Genomic DNA, 23,646 nt, shown 5'->3' on the forward strand with positions numbered 1-23,646 from the left:
CGGGGGAGGAAGTGGGGGTTCACCAGCCATCGTTGTGGATCGGGGACGGCCGCGCCAGAGCCGGACGGGTGACGGGTTGGTCTCTTCCTGATGTCGCCCGGTGTCCCTGCCGCCCCGATCGGTCGCGTCGGGGCCGCGCTGTCGGGAAGTGTCCGGCCGGCGGCATAGACTCGCCGTGCGATGCAGCCTCTCTTCGACATCCCCGCGCCCCCGCCCGAGCCCGAGCCCGCGTCGGCCCCGCCGCCCCGGCCCGGCCCGGCCGTCCGCCTCGACCCGCAGGCCCTGGTGGAGGGCCTCAACGGCCCCCAGCGCGACGCCGTCGTGCACGCCGGCTCGCCGCTGCTGATCGTGGCCGGCGCCGGCTCCGGCAAGACCCGGGTGCTCACCCACCGGATCGCCTACCTGCTCGCGGCCCGCGACGTCCACCCCGGCGAGATCATCGCGATCACCTTCACCAACAAGGCCGCCGGCGAGATGAAGGAGCGGGTGACCCAGCTCGTCGGCCCGCGCGCCCGGCTGATGTGGGTGTCGACGTTCCACTCGGCGTGCGTGCGCATCCTGCGGGCCGAGCACGAGCACGCCGGCCTGAAGTCGAGCTTCTCGATCTACGACGCCGACGACTCCCGCCGCCTGATGCAGCTCGTCGCCCGCGAGCTGGACCTGGACCCGAAGCGCTACCCGGCGCGGGGGCTGGCCGCCCAGGTGTCCAACCTGAAGAACGAGCTGGTCGACCCGGAGGAGTTCGCCGGCCGGGCCAAGGGGCCCAACGAGCGGGCCCTCGCCGAGGCGTACACGCTCTACCAGCGGCGGCTGCGCGAGGCGCACGCGCTGGACTTCGACGACCTGATCATGACGACGGTGCACCTGTTCCAGTCGCACCCGCACGTCGCGGAGGGCTACCGCCGCCGGTTCCGGCACGTGCTGGTCGACGAGTACCAGGACACCAACCACGCGCAGTACACGTTGATCAAGGAGCTGGTCTCCGGCACCGAGGGGATCGCGCCGGCGGAGCTGTGCGTGGTCGGCGACGCCGACCAGTCGATCTACGCGTTCCGGGGCGCGACGATCCGCAACATCCTGGAGTTCGAGCGGGACTTCACCGACGCCCGGACGATCCTGCTGGAGCAGAACTACCGCTCCACCCAGACCATCCTCAACGCCGCCAACGCGGTGATCGACCGCAACACCTCCCGCAAGCCCAAGCGGCTGTGGAGCGACGCCGGGGCCGGCGAGCAGATCGTCGGATACGTGGCCGACACCGAGCACGCCGAGGCCGACTGGGTGGGCCGGGAGGTCGACCGGCTGGTCGACGACGACGAGGCCCGCCCCGGCGACGTGGCGGTGTTCTACCGCACCAACGCCCAGTCCCGGGTGTTCGAGGAGGTGTTCATCCGGGTCGGCCTGCCCTACAAGGTGGTCGGCGGGGTGCGCTTCTACGAGCGCAAGGAGGTCCGCGACGCGTTGGCCTACCTGCGGGCGGTGGTCAACGACGACGACACGGTCAGCCTGCGCCGCATCCTCAACACCCCCCGCCGGGGCATCGGCGAACGCGCGGAGGCGTGCGTGGAGGCCCTGTCCAGCCGGGACCGCATCTCCTTCGGGGCGGCCCTGCGCCGGGCGGGCGACGCGCCGGGCATCTCCACCCGGGCGGCCAACGGCATCGGCGACTTCGTGGCGCTGCTCGACGGGGCCCGGGAGCTGGCCGAGACCGGCACCCCGGAGGAGGTGCTGGAGGCGCTGCTGACCCGCTCGGGCTACCTGACCGAGCTGGAGGAGAGCCTCGACCCGCAGGACGCTGGCCGCGTCGACAACCTCCAGGAGCTGGTGAGCGTCGCCCGGGAGTACACGGAGCGGGTCGAGGCGCTGGGGGAGGAGGGGGAGCGGGCCACCCTCGCCGGCTTCCTGGAGCAGGTGGCGCTGGTCGCCGACGCCGACCAGATCCCCTCCGACGACCCCGACCACCAGGGCGTGGTCACCCTGATGACCCTGCACACCGCCAAGGGGCTGGAGTTCCCGGTGGTGTTCCTGACCGGGCTGGAGGACGGCGTCTTCCCGCACCTGCGCGCGCTGGGCGACACCCGGGAGCTGGAGGAGGAGCGGCGGCTGGCCTACGTGGGGATCACCCGCGCGCGGCAGCGCCTCTACCTGTCCCGGGCGGTGACCCGCTCGGCGTGGGGACAGCCGGCCTACAACCCGCCGTCGCGGTTCCTGGAGGAGCTGCCGCCGGAGCTGGTCCGCTGGGAGCGCACCGAAGGGACGTACACCTCGTGGGGCGGCGGTGGCGGCGGCGTCGGCGGGCGCGCGGACCGCGCGCCGCGCGGCGGCGGCTTCACCGGGGGCACCCCGAAGGCCGCGCAGCTCGCCAAGCGGCTCGGCGTCGACGGCAGCCGGCTGGCCACGGCCAGCGAGCTGCCCCAGGGCCCGAAGGTCGCCGCCGGGGACCGGGTCAACCACCAGCGGTACGGCCTGGGTCGGGTGCTCGCCGTGGAGGGCCACGGCCCGGGGGCGCGGGCGCAGATCGACTTCGGCGACCAGACGATGTGGCTGGTGCTGCGGCACGCCCCGATCGACAAGCTCTGAGCCGGCCGACGACCATGGACGAGACGCTCACCCGGATCAACGAGGGCGTGCAGCTGCACCACCAGCAGGGTCGGCGCGAGGCGGCCCGCGACCTGTTCGCCCAGCTCTGGGCCGAGATCGGCGGGGAGCGGGGCGATCCGCTGCACGTGTGCGTCCTCGCGCACTCGATGGCCGACGTGCAGGACGACGTCCACGAGGAGCTGCGCTGGGACCAGCGGGCCCTGGCGGCGGCCGACCTGCTCACCGACGATCGCGTGGCGCAGGCCGGGGTGCCGATGTCGGTGGCCGCCCTCTATCCGTCGCTGCACCTCAACCTCGGTGAGTGCTACCGCCGGCTCGGCGACCTCGACCGGGCCCGCGAGTGCCTCCGGCAGGCGCGGGCGGGCATCGGCGCGCTCGGCGACGACGCCTACGGGGAGCTGATCCGGGGCGGCCTGGACACGCTGGCGCAGCAACTGGGCTGACCGGTGGGCGCCGGCCGCCGGTGGTTCCCTCCGGCGGCCGGCGCGTCGCCGGGTCGTCAGCAGGCGACGTCGATGCCCCGGGCCCGCAGGAACGGCGCGGGGTCGATCTGGTTCCACATCTGGCCCTGGTGCACCTCGAAGTGCAGGTGCGGGCCGGTGGAGTCGCCGGTGGAGCCCTCGTAGCCGATGACCTGGCCCGCCGTGACCTTGTCGCCGACGCCGACGGCGGTGCGGCTCTGGTGGGCGTAGTGGGTCAGGTAGCCGTTGCCGTGGTCGACGAAGACGGAGATGCCGTAGCCGTCGCCGACGTCGCCGGCCTTCACGACCGTGCCCGCGGCGGCGGCGTGGATCGGGGTGCCGGCGGGCAGGGCGAAGTCGATGCCGGCGTGCAGGGCGCCTCCGCGCGGGCCGTAGCAGGAGGTGATCGTCGCCCCCGCCATCGGGATGACCCAGGCGGGGGCGGGCTTGCTGGTCTTCTTCGGCGCGGGCTTCGGGGTCGGCCTGGGCTTGGGCTTGGCGGTGGCCTTCTTCGCCGTCGGGCTGGGGCTGGCGCTCGACGGGCTCGGCGAGACGGTGCTGGGGCTGGCGGCGGGGCTGGCCGACCCGCGGGCGGCGCGGTCGGCCCGGTCGGCGGCCTCGGCGCGGGCCGGTGCGTCGACCGCCACGGTGGCGGGGGCCGGGTCGTCGTCGCCGGCGGTCGTGGCGACGGCGGCACCGGCGAGACCGAGCCCGACCAGGGCGACCGCGCCGACGACCAGGGCCCGGGTGCCGGGCCGGGGACGCATCCGGTGGCGGGCCGGCGCGTCGGGGGTGCTGCTGTCGCGGATGTTCTCTTCGTGCACGGCGGACCTACACCTTCGAGGGGACGTGGACCTCGAAATACTGGTGTTCGCGCTGGTGAGGAGGCGGGCAGGGGGACGGGTGGGGCGACGTGGACCGGGAGGGACGGTGTCCGCGGCGTCCCGTGCCGGACCCCCATGTCCGGATAATTGATCATTGGCGATGTGCGGCTGGTCACATCAGCGGCTGTGACGCAGCAGACATTGGTGTGCGGGCGGCGCACGAAGAACCGCCCGGATCAGTCGATCCGGGCGGTCAACGGTCGATGCGCAGCGTCAGGAAGCGGCTACGTCGCTGTAGTACAGCTCGATTTGCATCTTGATGTCCACTCCGCGCTCCTGGAGCCACGGCACCGGGTCCAGCGGGTCACCGTTGACATGGATCTCCAGGTGCAGGTGGGAGCCGTAGGAGTGGCCGGTATTGCCAACCAGGCCGAGCTGGTCGCCGGCCTTGACCTGCTGCCCCTCCTTGACGCTCACGGCGGAGGAGTGGCCGTAGATGGCCTCGCTGCCGTCGGCGTGCTTGACGATCACCGCGTAGCCGTAGCCGCCGAACCAGCCGGCCTTCGTGACGGTGCCCTCGTGGATGGCGACGTAGGGGGTGCCCTCGGGGGCCACCAGGTCGATCCCGGTGTGCAGCTTGCCCCAGCGCATGCCGTAGGGGGAGTTGAAGTCGTAGCCCTGCAACGGCAGGAGCCAGGCCTCCTGCTCGCCGGCCGCCTTCGTCTCGACCCGGCTGTCGCGGGAGGCCCGGTCGGCGGAGTCCGCGCGGGCCGCCGCGTCCTGGCTGGTGATGGAGGCCTGCTTGAGCTCGTCGAGGACCGACGGGCTGACGCTCTTGGCGTCCGGCAGTGCTCCCGCGCCGATCGCGACGATGCCGGCCCCGACGAACGCGGTGGTGACGACGGCGGCGTAGCGGCTACGCGGCGGGGTGGGTACGCGGCGGCGACCGCGATATCGATCGGGCTCAGACGACAGGCGCTGGCGCACGCACACCCTCCGTTGTCGGGGATCCGATGCGGTCGGCCGGCGCTCGTGAAGCGGTGGTGAACGTCGGCTGGCCGCGTCGTCACCCGTCCGTGGACCTGATGACAACCGTGGACACGGTAGCCAACCGCCACGCCCGTCACAAGCCAGACGGGGTAATTGGCGTGTCGATCTGTCCGTTTACGTCCTCTATTGTCACGCCTCGTCACTTGGTCATACGTGCCCTCACCTGCCCGTTCGTCGCGCACCGTGACCACTGTCGCCCGAATGTCCGACCCCCTGCCCCGGCCCCCTAGGCTCTGCCCTCGGAGCGCAGGTCGGATTCCCTGCCGGCGACCCGCCGGGTTACCGTTCGTTCAGGTGACAGTCGTAGCGCCCTCGAAAGGTGTCCGCTGATGAGCTCTCGTATCCGGGTCGTCGTCGCGAAGCCGGGCCTCGACGGCCACGACCGGGGGGCCAAGGTCGTCGCCCGCGCCCTCCGCGACGCCGGCATGGAGGTCATCTACACCGGCCTGCACCAGACCCCGGAGCAGATCGTCGAGACGGCCATCCAGGAGGACGCCGACGCGGTCGGGCTCTCGGTGCTCTCGGGCGCGCACATGACCCTGTTCCGGCGGGTCGTCGAGCTGCTGGGCGAGCGGGACGCGCAGGACATCGTCGTCTTCGGCGGCGGCATCGTCCCCGACGCCGACATCCCCGAGCTGGAGCAGCTCGGCGTCAAGAAGATCTTCACCCCGGGCGCGACCACGCAGTCGATCGTCGAGTGGGTGCGGGCCAACGTGGCCCAGCCGGTCGCCTGACCCGCGCCCCTCCGCCCTGCGGCGGGCAGGGTGAGGGGCCGGACGCACCCCTCACACGTCCGGCCCCTCTATGCACGATGCCCCGCCGCCACCCCTCGACCGACAGGGCATCGGCCGTCTCCGTCCTCGCGCCTCGGCAGCGCTCCGACACCTGACTCAACGACGCCCTGACCAGGGGGTTACGCGGAGCTGGGAACATCCCCCGCGGAATTCCCACGCGCGCTGTTGCGCGCCCCGCCGACGACCGCGATCCCGCTGGTTGTGGAGTAGGGCACACCGCGCACCCGCTCGGTTGCCGCCGGTGCCGACCTCGCTAGGCTGCGCCCAATGGCCTGTTTCAACTGATGACAGGCGTCAAACTGATTCCACAACGCTGGCGGCGGCGCGACGGCGCGCCGCGGAGACGGGACGGGACGCGCAATCGTGGACCTGTACGAGTACCAGGGGCGGGACCTGTTCGAGCGGCACGGCTTGCCCGTGCTGGCCGGCGGCGTCGCCAACACCCCGGAGGAGGCCCGCGCGATCGCCGAACGCCTCGGCGGCCGGGTGGTCGTCAAGGCACAGGTGAAGGTCGGCGGCCGTGGCAAGGCCGGCGGCGTGAAGCTGGCCGAGGGCACGGATGAGACGGTGGCCCGCGCCACCGACATCCTCGGCATGGACATCAAGGGTCACACGGTCCACAAGGTCATGATCACCGTGACGGCGGACGTGGCCGAGGAGTACTACTTCTCCTACCTGCTCGACCGGGCGAACCGCACCTTCCTCTGCATCGCCAGCGTCGCCGGCGGAATGGACATCGAGCAGGTCGCCGCCGAGACCCCGGACAAGGTCGTCAAGGCCCCGATCGACGCGGTCGCGGGCGTCGACGAGGCGAAGGCCCGCGAGATCGTCACCGCCGCCGGCTTCCCGGCCGACGTCGCCGACCAGGTCGTCGAGGTCGCCGTGGGCCTGTGGCAGGCCTTCGTCGCCGAGGACGCCACGCTGGTCGAGGTGAACCCGCTGGCCAAGACCGGTGACGGCAAGCTGCTGCTGCTCGACGCGAAGGTCACCCTGGACGAGAACGCCGGGTTCCGGCACCCGGACCACGAGGCGCTCGTCGACCAGGCCGCCGTGGACCCGCTGGAGCAGGCCGCCAAAGAGAAGGACCTCAACTACGTCAAGCTCGACGGTGAGGTCGGCATCATCGGCAACGGCGCGGGCCTGGTCATGTCGACCCTCGACGTCGTGGCCTACGCGGGCGAGCGGCACGGCAACGTCAAGCCGGCCAACTTCCTCGACATCGGCGGCGGCGCGAGCGCCGCGGTGATGGCCAACGGGCTGGAGATCGTCCTGTCCGACCCGTCGGTGCGCAGCGTCTTCGTCAACGTCTTCGGCGGCATCACCGCCTGCGACGAGGTCGCCAACGGCATCGTGCAGGCGCTGGCCCTGCTGGAGCAGCGCGGCGAGAAGGTCACCAAGCCGCTCGTCGTCCGGCTGGACGGCAACAACGCCGAGGCCGGTCGGGCGATCCTCGACGGCGCGAACAACCCGCTGGTGCAGCGGGTCGACACCATGGACGGCGCGGCCGAGCGGGCCGCCGAGCTGGCGGCTGCGGGGGTCTGACAATGGCTATCTGGCTGACCAAGGACTCGAAGGTCATCGTGCAGGGGATGACCGGATCCGAGGGTTCCAAGCACACCCGGCGGATGCTCGCCGCGGGCACGAACGTCGTCGGCGGCACCAACCCGCGCAAGGCGGGCCAGAGCGTCGACTTCGACGGCACCGCGCTGCCGGTCTTCGCGACCGTCGCCGACGCGATGGCCGAGACCGGGGCCGACGTGACGGTCATCTTCGTCCCGCCGCAGTTCACCAAGGCCGCCGTGATCGAGGCGATCGACGCGGAGATCCCGCTGGCCGTGGTCATCACCGAGGGCGTGCCGGTGCACGACACCGCCGCCTTCTGGGCGTACAACGTGGCCAAGGGCGAGCGCACCCGGATCATCGGGCCCAACTGCCCCGGCATCGCCTCGCCGGGCGCGTCGAACGCCGGCATCATCCCGGCCGACATCACCGGCTCCGGCCGGATCGGCCTGGTCAGCAAGAGCGGCACCCTGACCTACCAGATGATGTACGAGCTGCGCGACATCGGCTTCTCGACCTGCGTCGGCATCGGCGGCGACCCGATCATCGGGACCACCCACATCGACGCCCTCGCCGCGTTCGAGGCCGACCCCGACACCGACGCCATCGTGATGATCGGCGAGATCGGCGGCGACGCCGAGGAGCGGGCCGCCGAGTTCATCAAGTCGCACGTCACCAAGCCGGTGGTCGGCTACATCGCCGGCTTCACCGCGCCCCCCGGCAAGACCATGGGCCACGCCGGCGCGATCATCTCCGGCTCGGCGGGCACCGCCGAGGCGAAGAAGGAGGCGCTGGAGGCCGTCGGCGTGAAGGTCGGCAAGACCCCGACCGAGACCGCCAAGCTCATGCGGGAGATCATGTCGGCCGGCTGACCGCCGCGCGACGCGCCGAGGGGGTCGACCGAGCCGGTCGGCCCCCTCGCGTCGTCACGTCGGCCCGGCGTCCGGCCGCAGCGGTCAGTTGTTGTTCCAGAACGGGTAGTTGCCGCTCGCCCGCAGGATCGCGCTGCCGATGATGTTGATCACGCCGAAGGCGATGGCGAGGTAACCCAGCACCGGCGACTGGCCGTACCGTTTGGCGTCCCGGATCGACAGGTACCCGAAGATGATCCCCAGGATGCCGCAGCAGAGCAGGCCCAGGATGATGCCGAGCACGCCCCACAACGTGGTGCGGTCCCGGCCCCCGGCCTGCGCGGGGGGCGGTGGATACGGAGCGTTCACGGCTTCCTCCGAGCGGTCCGCGGCCGCGACAGGAATTCGCGTCCTGGGGCCGAGGCTAGACCGGATCGGGGGTGCCAGGTCGGTGGATCACCGAACTTCCGGCCGGTCGGGGGCGGTATCGGACTGCCCACGACGGCGCGACATGCCAGAGTAGAGCCGATGTCCTCCGTCACCCCTGACCAGCCCCGTCGTCCGGCCGCCAGGGTCGGCGCCGACGCCCGGCCCGCCGGCCGCGTCCCGGGTCCCCGGGGGCCCGCGCCCCGGCCCGGGGAGCCCACCCGCGGTCGGGCCCCCCTCGTGGTGGCCGCCGGGGTCGCCGCCGCCTGGGCCGCGCTCACGTCCTACCTCCCGGTCGCCCTCGTGCTCGGGCTCGCCCAGCTCACCGAGGACGCCGGCTCCGTCACCGGCGCGCTGCGCGCCGGGCTCGCCGGCTGGCTGCTCGGCCACGGCGTCCCGCTCGCCACCGATGCCGGCCCACTCGGCCTGACCCCGCTCGCGCTGACCGCGCTGGCCGTCTGGCGGCTCACCCGCGCCGGGGTGCACGCCAGCCGGGCCATCGGGGCGCGGGGCGGGCGCTCCCCGCGCCAGGCGCTCACCGCCGCCGGCGCGGTCGGCGTCGGGTACGCGCTGCTCGGCGCGCTCGCCGCCGTGCCGACCGGCACCGCCCCGGCCCGCGCCGGGGCGACGTTCGCCCTTGTCGGCACGCTCGCCGCGCTGGCCGGGGCGCTCCGGACCACCGCGGTGGCCCGCCTGCTCGCCGCCCGGGCCCCCACCCAGCTTCGGGACGGGGTGCGCACCGGCCTCGTCGCCGGGCTGCTGCTGCTCGGCGCGGGGGCCGGAGCAGCGGGGCTCGCGGTGGCCACCGGGGGCGGCGACGCCGCCGACATGATCGGCGCCTACCGCACCGGGGTGGCCGGGCAGGCCGGGATCACCCTGGTCAGCCTCGCCTACGCGCCGAACGCGACGATCTGGTCGGCCAGCTACCTGCTCGGCCCCGGGTTCGCCGTCGGCGTCGACACCGCCGTCCGCACCAGCGAGGTCTCCGTCGGCGCGCTCCCGGCGGTGCCGCTGCTGGCGGGGCTGCCCAGCGGGCCCGTCGACGGCTACGGCGCGGGCCTGCTCGCCGTGCCCGTGCTGGCCGGCATGGCCGCCGGGTGGCTGCTCGCCCGCCGGCTGCTGCGGATCGCCGCCGAGGACCGCGCCGAGCTGGCCTGGCCGGCGCTGCTCGTCCCGGCGGCGCTGGCCGGACCGGTCGCCGGGCTGCTGCTCGGCGTGCTCGCGGCGGTCTCCGGCGGCCCGCTCGGCGGCGGCCGGCTGGCCGACATCGGCCCGGTCGGCTGGCAGGTGGCCGGGGCGGCCACCGCCGTGATCGCGGCCGGCGCCCTGCTCGGCGCCGCCGCCACCCGCGCGCTGCGGGTGAAAGGAAGGGCCCCCTCCTAACGCATCCGGTAGAGAGGGGCGCCCCGCTCACACCTGAGCGCGGCGGGCGGGACACGGCGAGGGGCGCCCCGGAAATCTCCGGAGCGCCCCTCGCGTCGGTGCGCGACCAGGTGGTCTGGGCCCGCCTCAGGTGGTGGGCAGGGTCACGTTGCCCACCACCCCGAGGATGAACAGCAGGACGCCGAGCCCGGCGCCGACCGCACCGCAGATCAGGCCGGCCTTGGCCTGACCGTCGTTGCTGGCCAGCCCCTGCGCCGCCTTCTGCCGGCCCAGGTAGCCGGTGACCACGGCGGCGATGCCGACCGGGATGCCCAGGTACAGGCAGCAGACCAGCGGGATCGACGCGATGCCGAGGATCATCGACACCAGGCCGAGGGTGTTGTTCTGCCCCTGCGGGTGGGGGTAGCCGGCGTTCGGGTAGCCCGGCGCGGCCCCGTAGGGCGGCGGCTGCTGGGCGTACGGGTCCTGCCCGTAGGGCTGGCCCGAGGTGGGCGGCTGCCCGTACGGCGGCGGGGCCTGCTGGGCGTACGGGTCCTGCCCGTAGGGCTGGCCCGATGTCGGCTGCTGCCCGTACGGCGCCGCGGGCGGCGGGGCGTACGGGTCGTGGTACTGCGGCTGGTTCGGGTCGTGTGGCTGCTGGCCGTACGGGTCCTGACCGGGCTGCATGCGTCGGTGCTCCTTGCTTCGGGCTGCTGTCAGTAGCTGCTGGTGCTGCTGGCTCCACCCATGATCCCGGCAAGACCGCCCAGCGCGCAGCACACGAGGACGATCACGAGCCAGACGATGCCGACGATCAGGGCCCACTTGGACCACTTCTTCGACTCGGCCGCCGCCGCCTGGGCCCCGGCGTAGTCACCCTGCTGGATCAGCGGGTTGACCTTCGACGCGTTGATGATGGCGGGGATGGCCAGCGGCCAGAACAGGAAGATGGCCACGATGGACATCGTCATGTTGTTATTGATCTGTTGCGGTTGGGGGGACTGGTAACCGGGCTGCATCCTGGGTGCTCCTCATTCCGTCGACACACCGCGCGTGTCGCGTCACTGACAGGTGCGGGACCCGGCGTGCGCCGGGCACCGAGCGACCGGCAGCGTACAGGGTCCGGGCGACAGGAAGGGGCACCGAATTCCGGCCCGGACCTGGACGCCCCGCGCGTCGCTGTGCGGCCCCGGGCCGTCTGCCCGCGCGCTGCTGTGCGGCCCCGACCTGGACGCCCGCCCGGGAGCGGGCCCGACCTGCCCGATAGGGTGGCCGCGTGACCGAGCCCGCGTCCGTCGCCCGCATAGTCGTCCTCGTCTCCGGCTCCGGGAGCAACCTCCAGGCGCTGCTCGACGCCGCCGTCGACCCCGCGTACGGCGCCCGGGTCGTCGCCGTGGGCGCGGACCGCGCCGGGATCGCGGGCCTGGACCGGGCCGCCGCCGCCGGGGTGTCGACCTTCGTCGAGCGGGTCGCCGACCATCCGACCCGGGCGGACTGGGACGCCGCGCTGACCAGGCAGGTCGCCGCGCACCGCCCCGACCTGGTGGTCTCCGCCGGCTTCCTGAAGCTGGTCGGCCCGGAGTTCCTCGCCGCCTTCGGCGACCGCTACCTCAACACCCACAACACGCTGCTGCCGGCGTTCCCCGGCATCCACGGCCCCCGGGACGCCCTCGCCTACGGGGTGAAGATCACCGGGGCCACCCTCTTCTTCGTCGACGCCGGCATGGACACCGGGCCGATCGTGGCCCAGGTCGCCGTGCCCGTGTGCGACGACGACGACGAGGAGACGCTCACCGAGCGCATCAAGTCCGCCGAGCGGCGTCAGCTCGTGGAGCAGGTCGGTCGGCTGGTCCGCGAAGGTTGGACGATCACCGGAAGAAAGGTCACGGTCGGAGTGAGTTCCAGTCAGGGCGAGCGCCGCCCCATCCGACGGGCGCTGGTCAGCGTCTACGACAAGAGCGGCCTGGTCGAGCTGGCCCAGGCCCTGCACGCGGCGGGCGTGGAGATCGTCTCGACCGGCAGCACCGCGTCGACCGTCGCCGCCGCCGGGGTGCCGGTGACCCCGGTGGAGTCGGTGACCGGCTTCCCCGAGATCCTCGACGGCCGGGTCAAGACCCTGCACCCGGCGATCCACGGTGGGCTCCTGGCCGACCTGCGCAAGCCCGCGCACGCGGCCCAGCTCGACGAGCACGGCATCGCCGGCGTCGACCTGCTGGTGTCGAACCTCTACCCGTTCCAGGACACGGTGGCCTCCGGCGCCGGCGTCGAGGAGTGCGTGGAGCAGATCGACATCGGCGGGCCGGCGATGGTGCGCGCCGCCGCCAAGAACCACGCGTCCGTCGCGGTGGTCACCGACCCGGCCGCGTACCCGGAGCTGGTGGCCGCCCTCGGCGCGGGCGGGTTCACCCTGGCCCAGCGCCGGGTGCTGGCGGCCCGCGCGTTCGCCGCCATCGCCGAGTACGACGTGGCCGTGGCGCAGTGGTGCGCGACCACGCTCGCCCCCGACGCCGCCGGCTGGCCGGAGTCCGCCGGGGTGTCGCTGCGCCGCTCGGCGGTGCTGCGCTACGGCGAGAACCCGCACCAGGCCGCCGCCCTCTACACCGACCCGGCCAGCCCCGCCGGCCTGGCCCAGGCGGAACAGCTGCACGGCAAGGAGATGTCCTACAACAACTACGTCGACGCGGACGCCGCCTGGCGGGCGGCGAACGACTTCGCCGACCGGCCGGCCGTGGCGATCATCAAGCACGCCAACCCGTGCGGGATCGCGGTCGGCGCCGACGTCGCCGAGGCGCACCGCAAGGCGCACGCCTGCGACCCGGTGTCGGCGTACGGCGGGGTGATCGCCGTGAACCGCCAGGTCACCGCCGAGCTGGCCCGGCAGGTCGCCGAGGTGTTCACCGAGGTGCTGGTGGCCCCGGGCTTCGACGCGGACGCGCTGGAGCTGCTGCGGGCGAAGAAGAACCTGCGGCTGCTGCGCGCCCCGGCGTACGCCCCGCTGCCGGCGGAGTGGCGGCAGGTCACCGGCGGCATGCTGGTGCAGACCCGTGACGCCGTGGACGCCGAGGGCGACGACCCGGCCAACTGGCGGCTCGCCACCGGCGAGGCGGCCGACGAGGCCACCCTGCGTGACCTGGCGTTCGCCTGGCGGGCGGTGCGCGCGGTGAAGAGCAACGCGATCCTGCTGGCCAAGGACGGGGCGACCGTCGGCGTCGGCATGGGCCAGGTCAACCGGGTCGACTCGGCGCAGCTCGCGGTCACCCGGGCCGGCGCGGAGCGGGCCGCCGGCTCGGTCTGCGCCTCCGACGCGTTCTTCCCGTTCGCCGACGGCCCGAAGGTCCTCATCGGGGCCGGGGTGAAGGCGATCGTCCAGCCGGGCGGCTCGATCCGCGACGAGGAGGTCGCCACCGCCTGCAAGGAGGCCGGCGTCACGCTCTACCTCACCGGCACCCGCCACTTCTTCCACTGACCCCGCCGGCTCGACCCGCCGATCCTGGCGAGTCGAGCCGCTGATGCCGCCGCCGCGCCCCGCTGCCTCGACCGACCTGCACCGGGTCCGCAGTCAGCGGGGCGGGCGGACGTGAGACGATCTGGGCGTGACGGCGACGATCCTGGACGGCAAGGCGACCGCGGCGGAGATCAAGGACGAGCTGCGGGCGCGGGTGAAGGCACTGGCGGAGCGGGGCGTCGTCCCCGGGCTGGGCACGGTCCTGGTCGGGGCGGACCCGGGCTCCCAGGCGTACGTCAACGGCAAGCACCGTGACTGCGCCGAGGTGGGGATCGCCTCGATCCGCCGCGAGCTGCCCGCCGACGCCACCCAACAGCAGGTCGACGACGTCCTCGCCGAGCTGAACGCCGACCCGGCCTGCCACGGCTACATCGTCCAGCTCCCGCTGCCCGGTCACCTGGACACCCAGCGGGCGCTGGAGATGATCGACCCCGACAAGGACGCCGACGGCCTGCACCCGGTCAACCTCGGCCGGCTGGTCCTCGGCTACGACGGCCCGCTGCCGTGCACCCCGCGCGGCATCGTCGAGCTGCTCCGCCGGCACGACGTGCCGCTGCGCGGCGCGAACGTCGCCGTGGTGGGCCGGGGCAACACCGTCGGCCGCCCGCTGGGCCTGCTGCTGACCCGGCGCAGCGAGAACGCCACGGTCACCCTCTGCCACACCGGCACGCTCGACCTCGCCGGGCACACCCGCGCGGCCGAGATCGTGATCGTCGCGGCCGGGGTGCCGGGCCTGCTCACCGCCGACATGGTCACCCCCGGCGCGACGGTGGTCGACGTCGGCATCACCCGGGTGATTGGGGCGGACGGCAAGGGCCGCTACACCGGCGACGTCGATCCCGAGGTGGCCGAGGTGGCCGGCAAGGTGGTCCCGATGCCCGGCGGCGTCGGCCCGATGACCCGGGCGATGCTGCTGACCAACGTCGTCGAGCGGGCCGAGCGCGGCTGAGCCGCGACCGCCCGGCCCGGAGCGGCCGGGCCGGCGTCGGGCCGACTCCGGGGCGACCTCGGGCCGAACCCGGCGACGGTGACGTTCGCCCCATCCCGCCGATGGCCGCCGCCCCTGGCCGGTGGGCTGCCAGGATGACTGATACGGTCCGGAAAACGACTGGTAACAGGGAGTGGGACGACCATGGGTAAGAAGGTCACTGTCGTCGGGGCCGGCTTCTACGGCTCCACCACCGCGCAGCGCCTGGCCGAGTACGACGTCTTCGACACCGTCGTGATCACCGACATCGTGGAGGGCAAGCCCGCCGGCCTGGCCCTGGACCTCAACCAGTCGCGGGCCATCGAGGGCTTCGAGACCAAGGTCGTCGGCGTCACCACCGGCGGAAACGGCGAGGGCTACGAGGCCATCGAGGGCTCGGACGTCGTGGTGATCACCGCCGGCCTCCCGCGCAAGCCGGGCATGAGCCGGATGGACCTGCTGGAGACGAACGCCAAGATCGTCCGTCAGGTCTCCGAGAACGTCGCCAAGTACGCCCCGAACGCCGTCGTCATCGTCGTGTCGAACCCGCTCGACGAGATGACCGCGCTGGCCCAGCTCGCCACCCAGTTCCCCAAGAACCGGGTGCTCGGCCAGGCCGGCATGCTCGACACCGCCCGGTTCACCAACTTCGTCGCCGAGGCGCTCGGCGTGCCGGTGCGCTCGGTGAAGACGCTGACCCTGGGCTCGCACGGCGACACCATGGTCCCGGTGCCGTCGCAGAGCACCGTCGACGGCAAGCCGCTGCGCGAGGCCATGCCGGCCGAGCAGATCGAGGAGCTGGTCGTCAAGACCCGCAACGGCGGCGCCGAGGTGGTCGCGCTGCTGAAGACCGGCTCGGCCTACTACGCCCCGTCGGCCGCCGCCGCCCGGATGGCCAAGGCCGTCGCGGAGGACTCCGGCGAGGTCATGCCGGTCTGCGCCTGGGTCGACGGCGAGTACGGCATCTCCGGCGTCTACCTGGGCGTCGAGGCCCAGATCGGCGCCGAGGGGATCAAGCGGGTCGTCGAGACCGACCTCGACGCCGACGAGCTGGCCAGCCTCAAGGAGGCCGCCGAGGCCGTCCGCGCGAAGCAGGCCGACGTCGCCAGCATGTGAGCCACGCGGAAGGGGCGGGCCGGCCGACGCCGGACCCGCCCCTTCGCCGTTTCCGCCGCCCCCGTCCGAGCGGCCGGGACCGGCGCGCCGGGTGCGTGAAGTCCCGTCGGCGCTCAGAGCGCCACGAACGGCTCGCCCAGGTGCGGGGTGGCCAGGGCCGCCGGGCCCCGCGCGGCCAGGTGGCGCAGCAGCGTCGCCCGCGAGACGCGCGCCGTCTCCGGCTGCTCCTCGTGGGCGTACGCCACGTCGGGGTCAACGAGCTGGACGGTGTGCACCAGCAGGTCGCCGGTGACCAGCAGCCGCTCGTCGCCGGAGTCCACCAGCACCGACTGGTGGCCGGGGGTGTGCCCGGGGGTGCTCAGCACGCGTACCCCCGGGGTGAGCGGGGTGTCGCCGTCGAGGACCCGGAGCTGGCCGGCGGCGCGCAACGGCGCGACCAGGCCGGCCTCCAGGGCGGGGTTGACCGAGGCCAGGGCGGCCAGCTCGGCCCGCTGGACGAGGTAGTCGGCGTTGGGGAACCAGGGGGTGCCGACGACCGCCCAGCCGACGTGGTCGGTGTGCAGGTGGGTCAGCACGACCGTGCGGACGTCGGCCGGGTCGATGCCGGCGGCGGCCAGCTCGGCGGGGAGCCGGCCGGGCACCGGGGCCCAGCTCGCGGCGGGCGCGTCGGCCGGGCCGATGCCGGCGTCGACCAGGGTGACCGGGCCGTCCGCGGCGCGCAGGGCGAAGCAGCGGAACGGCAGCCACCAGCGGCCGTCGCCGGTGACCGCGCCCGGGTCGCGCCGGTCGGCGGCGGCCCACTGCTCGGCGGTGGCGGCCGGGAACGTTTCCTCGCGCGGCTGGAAGAACGGCCCCTCGCCGTCGGTCAGGGCGGTGACCGTGATAGACCCGAGGGTGCGGCGCGGCGGCATCCGGTGATCGTGTCAGCCGTCGGCTGTGCCGTGTATCCCGTTTTCCCCGGTCGGCGCGGGCCGGCTGGGGACTGCGAGTCGGTTTCCAGTACGCTCGTACTGTTGAGCACGTGTCCCCCGAGAGGAGCGCCGGTCGATGGCGAAGATCAAGGTAAACAACCCGGTCGTTGAGCTCGACGGCGACGAGATGACCCGGATCATCTGGAAGCAGATCCGGGAGCAGCTGATCCTGCCCTACCTCGACGTCGACCTGCACTACTACGACCTCTCGATCCAGTACCGCGACTCCACCGACGACCAGGTCACCATCGACGCCGCCAACGCGATCAAGGAGCACGGCGTCGGCGTCAAGTGCGCCACCATCACCCCGGACGAGGCGCGGGTGGAGGAGTTCGGCCTGAAGAAGATGTGGCGGTCGCCGAACGGCACCATCCGCAACATCCTCGGCGGCGTCGTCTTCCGCGAGCCGATCATCATGTCGAACGTGCCGCGCCTGGTCCCCGGCTGGACCAAGCCGATCATCATCGGCCGGCACGCCCACGGCGACCAGTACAAGGCCACCGACTTCGTCGTCCCCGGCCCGGGCACGGTGACCATCACCTACACCCCGGCCGACGGCTCCGCCCCGGTCGAGATGGAGGTCGCCAACTTCCCCGGCGGCGGCGTCACCATGGGCATGTACAACTTCGACGACTCGATCCGGGACTTCGCCCGCGCCTCGATGCGCTACGGCCTGGACCGCGGCTACCCGGTCTACCTGTCGACGAAGAACACCATCCTCAAGGCGTACGACGGCCGGTTCAAGGACATCTTCGCCGAGGTGTTCGAGAACGAGTTCAAGGCCGAGTTCGAGGCCGCCGGCATCACCTACGAGCACCGGCTCATCGACGACATGGTGGCCGCCGCGCTGAAGTGGGAGGGCGGCTTCGTCTGGGCCTGCAAGAACTACGACGGCGACGTGCAGTCGGACACCGTGGCGCAGGGCTTCGGCTCGCTGGGCCTGATGACCTCGGTCCTGATGACCCCGGACGGCCGCACCGTCGAGGCGGAGGCCGCGCACGGCACGGTGACCCGGCACTACCGGCAGTACCAGAAGGGCGAGAAGACCTCGACCAACCCGATCGCCTCGATCTACGCCTGGACCCGCGGCCTGGCCCACCGGGGCAAGCTGGACGGCACCCCCGCCGTCACCGAGTTCGCCGACACGCTGGAGCAGGTCATCATCGACACCGTCGAGGGCGGCCAGATGACCAAGGACCTCGCGCTGCTCATCTCGCGCGACGCCCCGTGGCTGACCACCGACGAGTTCATGAACGCGCTGGACGAGAACCTGGCGCGTCGGCTCGCCGCCTGACCGTACCGTCACACCTTCCGAAGCCCGCCGGCCGCCCGCCGGCGGGCTTCGGCGCGCCTGCGGCCGTCCCGCCGTCACTCGGGGTGAGGTGGCTCGTTGTGCAGGATGGACGTGGTGCCAGTCGCGTCCAAGGGGGGTTGACCGCGGTCGCCGCGCGGCACGAGTGCCGACGAAACCAGCCTCCCCGGCTGTCGCACACAGCCAGCCGTCCCTTCCCTGCGGGGGGCCCGTCCCGGGCCCCCCGCGCCCTGCTGCGCTGCGCCTGGCTGTCCCGCCTGTCCCGCCCTGTTAGCAGGGGGCCCCTGCTATACAGAAAGCGTTAACGAGGGGCCCCTGCTTTCAGCAGGGCGGCGGCGCGCTCCGGGGCGATGTCGTTGATGAACACCCCCATGCCCGACTCCGAGCCGGCCAGGAACTTCAGCTTGTCCTTCGCCCGCCGGACGCTGAACAGCTGGAGATGCAGGTGCCCCAGCTCGCGGTCGATCCGCACCGGCGCCTGGTGCCAGGCCGCGATGTACGGCATCGGCATGTCGAACAGGGCGTCGAAGCGGCGCAGCAGGTCCAGGTAGAGCGGGCCGAACGCGTCGCGCTCGGCGTCGGTCAGCGCGGGGATGTCCGGCACCGGCCGGTGCGGCGCGAGGTGCACCTCGAACGGCCACCGGGCCGCCGCCGGCACGTACGCCGTCCAGTGCTCGTTGGCCGCCACCACGCGCGTGCCGGCGGCGCGCTCGGCGGCGAGCACGTCGGCGTAGAGGTTGCCGCCGCCGGTGCGCTCGGCGTGGCGGCGGGCCGCGCCGAGCATCGCCCGGGTGCGCGGCGTGACGAACGGGTACGCGTAGATCTGGCCGTGCGGGTGGTGCAGGGTCACCCCGATCTCCACACCCCGGTTCTCGAAGCAGAAGATCTGCTCCACCCCGGGCAACTCGGCCAGGGCCGCCGTCCGGTCGGCGAGGACGTCGAGCACCGTGCGCACCCGGCCCGGCGGGAGGCCGGCGAACGAGGCGTGGTGGTCGTCGGTGAAGCAGACCACCTCGCACCGCCCCTGGCCGGGCCGGACCGGGGTGAACGGGGTGATCTCCGCCGGCTCGTCGGCGGTGCGCTGGCTCAGCGACGGGAACCGGTTCTCGAAGACGGCCACGTCGTAGTCCGGCGCCGGGATCTCGCTGAGCCGGTCGCCCCGGGACGGGCAGAGCGGGCACTGGTCGGCCGGCGGGAGGAAGATCCGGCTCTGCCGGTGCACGGCGACCGCCACCCACTCGTCGGTGAGCGGGTCGTAGCGGAGCTGGGACGCGGGCGGCGGCGGCGGAAGCTCGCGCCGGTCCGGCTGGTCGCGGACCGCGTCGTCCCGCTCGTCGAAGTAGATCAGCTCCCGGCCGTCGGCCAGCTCGATCGTCGTACGCTTCACTCCGCCGTTCCCTCCCTCGTCGCCGCGGCCACGCGGCCGGGGCCGCGATCCGCCGGGGCCGGCGTCCGACCCGGCGTCGGTCTGCTCGTCGTCCCCGCCCCCGCGACCAGGACCAGCTCGCCGACCCGCTCGTCGAGCACCTGCCGGGCCTGCGGGTCGAGCCGGTCGTCGGTGACCAGCACGTCGGCGGCGGAGAGCTCGACGATCGAGGAGATGCCGACGGTGCCCCACTTGGTGTGGTCCGCGAGCACGACCAGCCGGTCGGCGGCGGCCACCAGGGCCCGGTCGGTCTCGGCCTCCATCAGGTTGGGGGTGGTGAAGCCGGCCCGCTCGCTGATCCCGTGCACGCCGAGGAAGAGCAGGTCCAGGTGCAGCGACCGGATCGCCGCGACCGCGAGCGGCCCGACCAGCGCGTCGGACGGCGTCCGCACCCCGCCGGTGAGCACCACGGTCTGATCGGTGCGGCCCCCGGCGTGCAGGATCTCGGCGACCGGCAGGGAGTTGGTCACCACGGTCAGCCCCGGCACGTCGACCAGCCGGCGGGCCAGCTCGGCGGTGGTGGTGCCGGCGGAGAGGGCGACCGCCGCGCCGGGGCGCACCAGCTCGGCGGCGCGGGCGGCGATGGCCGCCTTCTCCGGCAGCTGGCGCACCGACTTCGCGTGGAAGCCCGGCTCGTCGGTGGAGCCGGGGCCGGTCGTGGTGGCGCCGCCGTGCACCTTGGCCAGCACGCCCTGCTCGTGCAGCGTGTCCAGGTCGCGCCGGATCGTCATGTCGGAGACGCCGAACTCGGCGGCCAGCTCGGTCACCCGGACGCCGCCGGTGGCCCGGACGCGGTCCAGGATGGCCGCCTGCCGTTGCCGCGCGAGCATTCCGCACCTCCGACTCCCGCGCCCACTTCTCACGTGGTCGCACGCGTTCCAACAAAGCTGAACACTAGCGCGGCGGGTGGCCGTTGCGGAAGCGGAGCCGTAGGGGCGGTGGGCGCCGACACGTGCCCGGCACACACCGCCGCCCGGCCCCCCGGCGAAGGACGGAGGAGGACCGGGCGGCGGCGACGCGGCGGAGGAGCGGCGGTCAGGTGGACTGGAGGCGTGGCTCGACCCAGCCCGTCTCGGTCAGGTGATGCATCACCGCCTGCACCGCCTCGTCGATCGACATGCCGGTGGTGTCGACCACGACGTCGGCGTCCGTCGGCACCTCGTACGGGTCGTCGATGCCGGTCATGCCCGTGAGCAGGCCGGCGCGGGCCCGCGCGTAGAGGCCCTTGCGGTCGCGCTGCTCGCACACCTCGATCGGGGTCGCGACGTGCACCAGCACGAAACCGGCCCCGGCCGCGTGCGCCATCTCCCGCGCGGTGGTCCGCGCCGCCGCGTACGGGGCGATCGGGCAGCAGATGCCGACCCCCCGGTGCCGGGCGATCTCGGCCGCCACCCAGCCGATCCGCCGGACGTTCAGGTCCCGGTCGGCCTTGCTGAAGGTCAGCCCGGCGGAGAGCTCCCGGCGCACCACGTCGCCGTCGAGCAGGGTCACCGTGCGGTCGCCGCCCTCGCGCAGCACGTCCGCCAGGCCCCGGGCGATCGTCGACTTGCCGGAGCCGGAGAAGCCGGTGAGGAACAGCACCAGCCCCCGGTGCCGCCGGGGCGGCCGGGCCCGCACCAGCTCCTTCGCCACGGCCGGCGGGGTGTGCCACTCCGGCAGCGGGAAGCCCCGGTCGAGCAGGTCGTCGATCTCCGCCTGGCTGAGCGCCAGCCGCCGGTTGCGCGGCGGGATGTCCTCCCGCCAGCGCCACTGCCCGTCCCGGTTGTCGTAGGCCAGCTCGCGGGGGACCAGCACCCGCAGCCCCGCGCCGGAGAGCATCTCGCCGGTGGAGAGCAGGTGGGTCACCCCGTACGCGGCGGCCACCCGGGCCTGGAGCAGCGCGTCGCTGATCTCGTCCCGGCGGCGGGCCAGTGGCACCGCGACCAGCGTCGCCGGGGGCATCCGGTCCCGGGCGGCGAAGACCGCCCGCACCAGCGCCTCGGAGGGCAACCCGTTGATCGTCCCCTCGGCGACCGGGATCATCACCAGCAGGTGCGCGCCCAGGGTGCGCGCCGCGTGGGCGATCTGCGCGAGCTGCGGCCGGTGCAGCGGCCGGTCGGCGACCACCCCCAGCACCCGGCCCGGGGGCAGCAGCGCCCGGATCTCCTCCGGGCTGCGGCGCAGCCGCTGGAACGGGCCGTGGCCGCCGTCGCCGAGCCGGCGCACCGTGCCGCCGACCCCGGCGACGCCCTCGCGGGCCGACCACACGTCGGTGACCTCCAGCGAGGCCACCGGGGCGCCCTCGCCGTCGGAGAGCACCAGCACCCGGCGGGCCGGATCGGCCGGATCCAGGTCGCCGGCGAGCGACGCCGGGATCTGGAGGGCCACCGGCACCTGCCACGGCGCGCCGTCCGCGAGCCGGCCCCGCCGACTCACCGAGGCCAGATCCGCCCGGGTCATGAAGCCGGTCAGGGGCGCGTACGCCCCGGAGACCAGCAACTCCAGATCGGCCAGTTCCCCGGGCCGCGGCGTGTACGCCGGCGCGTCCCGAAGCACCTCGTCGGGCAGCACCCACCCGTTGCTCATCGCACCCCCACTTTCCGGCCGGCTCACAGTTTCTCAGCCCGTCGCCGATCGGTCGAGAGTGCCATTCCCATCACTAGGGGTTGATCCTCGCCGCGGGATCAGGTGGCGGCCCGCAGCGGGGCCGCGCCGAACGAGACCGAGAACCGCTTGCACCAGATCGAGACGCTGGTCAGGGCCGTCAGGTCGGTGCCCGCCGGGATGTCGTACGCCTGGTCGCCCCGGTTTCCCTTCAGCCGGCCCAACTCCACCCGGCGACCGTCGTCGAAGACCCGCCAGCCGGCGACCCCCTCGCGCACCGGCTGGTCGGTGAGCCAGACCCGGAGGTCCGGCCCGTTGCTGGTGTCCAGCCCGACGAGTTCCAGGCGGTGCCGCCCGTCGGCGGTCCGGACGATCCGGGCGCTGCCCGACGTGTCGTGCTCGTGGGTGACGAAGTCACCCCGGCTCACCAGCGTCGGCCCGGTCGGTCCGGTCGCGGCGGCCGGGCCGGTGGCGGAACCCGGGCCGGTCGCGGGCGGGCCGGCGGGACCCGCCGTCGCCGGGGCGGAGGTGGTCGCCACGGCCGACAGCGTCTCGTCGACCTCGGTGTCGGTGACCAGCTTCCAGGGCTGGAACCAGGCCAGGCCGACGGCGGCCCCGGCGGCGACCACGGCGGCCGCGACCCAGGCCAGCGGCTTGCGCAGCAGGCGGGTGATCATGCGTCCAGTCTCGTCCGGCCCGCGCCCGGCGGCACCGGTCGCGCCGGTTACGGAACCCTTACCGGCGCGTCGGACGCCCGTCACCTGCCGTCCATAGCCCATCCACAGGTCGTTCATATGCCGTTCGCATACCCGACCGGTTGGCTGCCCTTCGACCGATCCGCGCCGCCACGGAGCGTCCGCGCCGCCAGACCGGAGGAAGTGCGTCCATGCGTCTACGGTTCCCCCGCCGAGCCCGAACCCCGGAGCCGGCCGCCGACGGCCGGGGTGGACCGGCCCCGGCCGTCCCGCCCGACGGCGATCCGGCCCCCGCCGCGGGCCCACCCCCCGCCGGCGCGGACCGGGCGGGGCACGCGCTGCGCGCGCCGAGCAAGCTGCACGCCTTCAACCGGTACGAGATCAAGTACCTCGTGGACGCCGCGAAGGTGCCGGGGCTGCGGCGGGAGCTGGCCGCCCGGCTGGCCCCGGACAGCTTCGCCGGCACCAGCGGGTACGGCGTGTGGAGCGTCTACTACGACACCGCCGACCTGCGGTTCTACTGGGAGAAGATCGAGGGGCTCAGGTTCCGCCGCAAGCTGCGCGTGCGCCACTACGGCGACCGGTCCACGATCGACGACGACACCACCGTCTACGTCGAGATCAAGCAGCGGGTCAACCGGGTCACCCAGAAGCGGCGGATCGCCCTGCCGTACCGGGTGGCGAGGCGGCTGCTCGACGGGCGGGAACTGGTCGAGCACGACCCGTCCCAGCGGGGGTTCGTCGAGGAGGTCCTCGAACTCGTCTCCGGGCTCGACCTGCGGCCGGTGGCGATGACGGGCTACCACCGCGAGGCGTACGTCGGCCAGGACGCCGACCTCGGCCTGCGGGTCACCCTCGACCACCGGGTCCGGGGCCGGGACCGCGACTTCCACCTCGGCGCGGACGCCGAGAACCGGCTCATCGTGCCGGCCCGGCTCGCGGTCGTCGAGGTCAAGGCCAACGAGCGGGTGCCGTACTGGCTCACCGACCTCGCGGCCCGCGCCGAACTGTCGGTGGTGCGGGTCTCCAAGTACTGCCAGAGCGTCGAGGCGTTCGGCCGCGCCCCGCGCTCGGTCTTCCACGTCCAGGACACCGACCCCGCCGCCGATCTGGCGGCGGCCTACTTCGAGAAGTGAGGCCCG

The 23,646-nt window shown here is 73.6% G+C and carries 21 protein-coding genes and 1 pseudogene; 12 read left to right on the forward strand and 10 right to left on the reverse strand.

The genetic code is table 11. The annotated features are described in order from the left end of the window. Nucleotides 1–180 precede the first annotated feature (180 nt). Both pcrA and HDA31_RS02860 read left to right on the forward strand, forming a co-directional pair. Nucleotides 181–2,580 (forward strand): DNA helicase PcrA, encoded by a 2,400-nt coding sequence (gene pcrA / locus HDA31_RS02855; protein ID WP_178066385.1) that lies wholly within the window; start codon nt 181–183, stop codon nt 2,578–2,580. Nucleotides 2,581–2,594: 14 nt separating this feature from the next. Further along, nucleotides 2,595–3,044, forward strand: a complete 450-nt coding sequence (locus tag HDA31_RS02860) for a tetratricopeptide repeat protein (RefSeq protein WP_178066384.1) — start codon at nt 2,595–2,597, stop codon at nt 3,042–3,044. Between the two features lie 56 nt (nt 3,045–3,100). Here the strand turns inward: HDA31_RS02860 and HDA31_RS02865 are convergent, their stop codons facing one another. Together HDA31_RS02865 and HDA31_RS02870 are read right to left on the reverse strand one after the other, a co-directional pair. Beyond that, nucleotides 3,101–3,829 (reverse strand): M23 family metallopeptidase, encoded by a 729-nt coding sequence (locus tag HDA31_RS02865; RefSeq protein WP_178067815.1) that lies wholly within the window; start codon nt 3,827–3,829, stop codon nt 3,101–3,103. Nucleotides 3,830–4,159: 330 nt separating this feature from the next. Continuing rightward, nucleotides 4,160–4,873 (reverse strand): M23 family metallopeptidase, encoded by a 714-nt coding sequence (locus tag HDA31_RS02870; protein WP_074472855.1) that lies wholly within the window; start codon nt 4,871–4,873, stop codon nt 4,160–4,162. Between the two features lie 392 nt (nt 4,874–5,265). Between HDA31_RS02870 and icmB the strand changes: the two genes are divergently transcribed. The 3 genes from icmB (at nt 5,266) to sucD (ending at nt 8,162) form a co-directional block, all read left to right on the forward strand. Beyond that, complete coding sequence (icmB, locus tag HDA31_RS02875) at nt 5,266–5,670, forward strand: coenzyme B12-dependent isobutyryl CoA mutase small subunit (RefSeq protein ID WP_043965699.1); 405 nt, start codon at nt 5,266–5,268, stop codon at nt 5,668–5,670. A 423-nt stretch (nt 5,671–6,093) separates the two neighbouring features. Then, complete coding sequence (gene sucC / locus HDA31_RS02880; RefSeq protein ID WP_074472598.1) at nt 6,094–7,272, forward strand: ADP-forming succinate--CoA ligase subunit beta; 1,179 nt, start codon at nt 6,094–6,096, stop codon at nt 7,270–7,272. 2 nt (nt 7,273–7,274) lie between these two features. After that, a complete protein-coding gene (gene sucD, locus HDA31_RS02885) occupies nt 7,275–8,162 on the forward strand; it encodes a succinate--CoA ligase subunit alpha (protein WP_178066383.1) in 888 nt (295 codons plus the stop codon). Between the two features lie 84 nt (nt 8,163–8,246). Here sucD and HDA31_RS02890 read toward each other — a convergent pair whose 3' ends face one another. After that, nucleotides 8,247–8,510 carry a hypothetical protein gene (locus tag HDA31_RS02890; RefSeq protein ID WP_043965704.1) on the reverse strand — a complete coding sequence of 88 codons (264 nt, stop codon included), beginning with the start codon at nt 8,508–8,510 and terminating at the stop codon, nt 8,247–8,249. Between the two features lie 159 nt (nt 8,511–8,669). On the opposite strand from HDA31_RS02890, the gene HDA31_RS02895 reads away from it, so the two are divergent. Continuing rightward, entirely contained in the window at nt 8,670–9,950 is a 1,281-nt protein-coding gene (locus HDA31_RS02895; RefSeq protein WP_178066382.1) for a cell division protein PerM, read from the forward strand. A 126-nt stretch (nt 9,951–10,076) separates the two neighbouring features. On the opposite strand, the gene HDA31_RS02900 is transcribed toward HDA31_RS02895, so the two are convergent. Together HDA31_RS02900 and HDA31_RS02905 are read right to left on the reverse strand one after the other, a co-directional pair. Next, on the reverse strand, nt 10,077–10,616 hold the full coding sequence (locus tag HDA31_RS02900; protein ID WP_178066381.1) for a DUF4190 domain-containing protein: 540 nt from the start codon (nt 10,614–10,616) through the stop codon (nt 10,077–10,079). Between the two features lie 29 nt (nt 10,617–10,645). Beyond that, a complete protein-coding gene (locus HDA31_RS02905; protein ID WP_228986539.1) occupies nt 10,646–10,900 on the reverse strand; it encodes a CD225/dispanin family protein in 255 nt (84 codons plus the stop codon). Between the two features lie 305 nt (nt 10,901–11,205). Here HDA31_RS02905 and purN point away from each other — a divergent pair. The 4 genes and pseudogenes from purN to mdh form a co-directional block, all read left to right on the forward strand. Continuing rightward, nucleotides 11,206–11,823: pseudogene (gene purN, locus HDA31_RS31930) on the forward strand (phosphoribosylglycinamide formyltransferase); the annotation flags it as partial. Further along, nucleotides 11,824–13,395: a bifunctional phosphoribosylaminoimidazolecarboxamide formyltransferase/IMP cyclohydrolase gene (gene purH, locus HDA31_RS02910; protein WP_219825142.1), complete on the forward strand. Its 1,572-nt coding sequence runs from the start codon at nt 11,824–11,826 to the stop codon at nt 13,393–13,395. A 127-nt stretch (nt 13,396–13,522) separates the two neighbouring features. Then, nucleotides 13,523–14,383: a bifunctional methylenetetrahydrofolate dehydrogenase/methenyltetrahydrofolate cyclohydrolase gene (locus HDA31_RS02915; RefSeq protein WP_043965711.1), complete on the forward strand. Its 861-nt coding sequence runs from the start codon at nt 13,523–13,525 to the stop codon at nt 14,381–14,383. 183 nt (nt 14,384–14,566) lie between these two features. Then, entirely contained in the window at nt 14,567–15,517 is a 951-nt protein-coding gene (mdh, locus tag HDA31_RS02920; protein ID WP_074472602.1) for a malate dehydrogenase, read from the forward strand. 113 nt (nt 15,518–15,630) lie between these two features. Here the strand turns inward: mdh and HDA31_RS02925 are convergent, their stop codons facing one another. Further along, nucleotides 15,631–16,428, reverse strand: a complete 798-nt coding sequence (locus HDA31_RS02925) for an MBL fold metallo-hydrolase (protein ID WP_178066379.1) — start codon at nt 16,426–16,428, stop codon at nt 15,631–15,633. Between the two features lie 136 nt (nt 16,429–16,564). Between HDA31_RS02925 and HDA31_RS02930 the strand changes: the two genes are divergently transcribed. Then, a complete protein-coding gene (locus HDA31_RS02930) occupies nt 16,565–17,782 on the forward strand; it encodes an NADP-dependent isocitrate dehydrogenase (protein ID WP_178066378.1) in 1,218 nt (405 codons plus the stop codon). Nucleotides 17,783–18,101: 319 nt separating this feature from the next. Here HDA31_RS02930 and galT read toward each other — a convergent pair whose 3' ends face one another. The 4 genes from galT to HDA31_RS02950 form a co-directional block, all read right to left on the reverse strand. Continuing rightward, nucleotides 18,102–19,187 carry a galactose-1-phosphate uridylyltransferase gene (gene galT, locus HDA31_RS02935; RefSeq protein ID WP_074472604.1) on the reverse strand — a complete coding sequence of 362 codons (1,086 nt, stop codon included), beginning with the start codon at nt 19,185–19,187 and terminating at the stop codon, nt 18,102–18,104. Continuing rightward, a complete protein-coding gene (locus tag HDA31_RS02940) occupies nt 19,184–20,056 on the reverse strand; it encodes a DeoR/GlpR family DNA-binding transcription regulator (RefSeq protein WP_246384143.1) in 873 nt (290 codons plus the stop codon). Before HDA31_RS02940 ends, galT begins: the two co-directional genes overlap by 4 nt. A gap of 205 nt (nt 20,057–20,261) precedes the next feature. Next, nucleotides 20,262–21,791, reverse strand: coding sequence for an adenylyl-sulfate kinase (gene cysC, locus HDA31_RS02945; RefSeq protein WP_074472605.1), 1,530 nt, complete (start codon nt 21,789–21,791; stop codon nt 20,262–20,264). A 98-nt stretch (nt 21,792–21,889) separates the two neighbouring features. Then, nucleotides 21,890–22,486, reverse strand: coding sequence for a DM13 domain-containing protein (locus HDA31_RS02950; RefSeq protein WP_178066377.1), 597 nt, complete (start codon nt 22,484–22,486; stop codon nt 21,890–21,892). Nucleotides 22,487–22,695: 209 nt separating this feature from the next. On the opposite strand from HDA31_RS02950, the gene HDA31_RS02955 reads away from it, so the two are divergent. Beyond that, entirely contained in the window at nt 22,696–23,640 is a 945-nt protein-coding gene (locus HDA31_RS02955) for a polyphosphate polymerase domain-containing protein (RefSeq protein ID WP_178066376.1), read from the forward strand. Nucleotides 23,641–23,646 lie beyond the last annotated feature (6 nt).

This window comes from Micromonospora carbonacea, from assembly GCF_014205165.1.
Classification (GTDB): domain Bacteria; phylum Actinomycetota; class Actinomycetes; order Mycobacteriales; family Micromonosporaceae; genus Micromonospora; species Micromonospora carbonacea.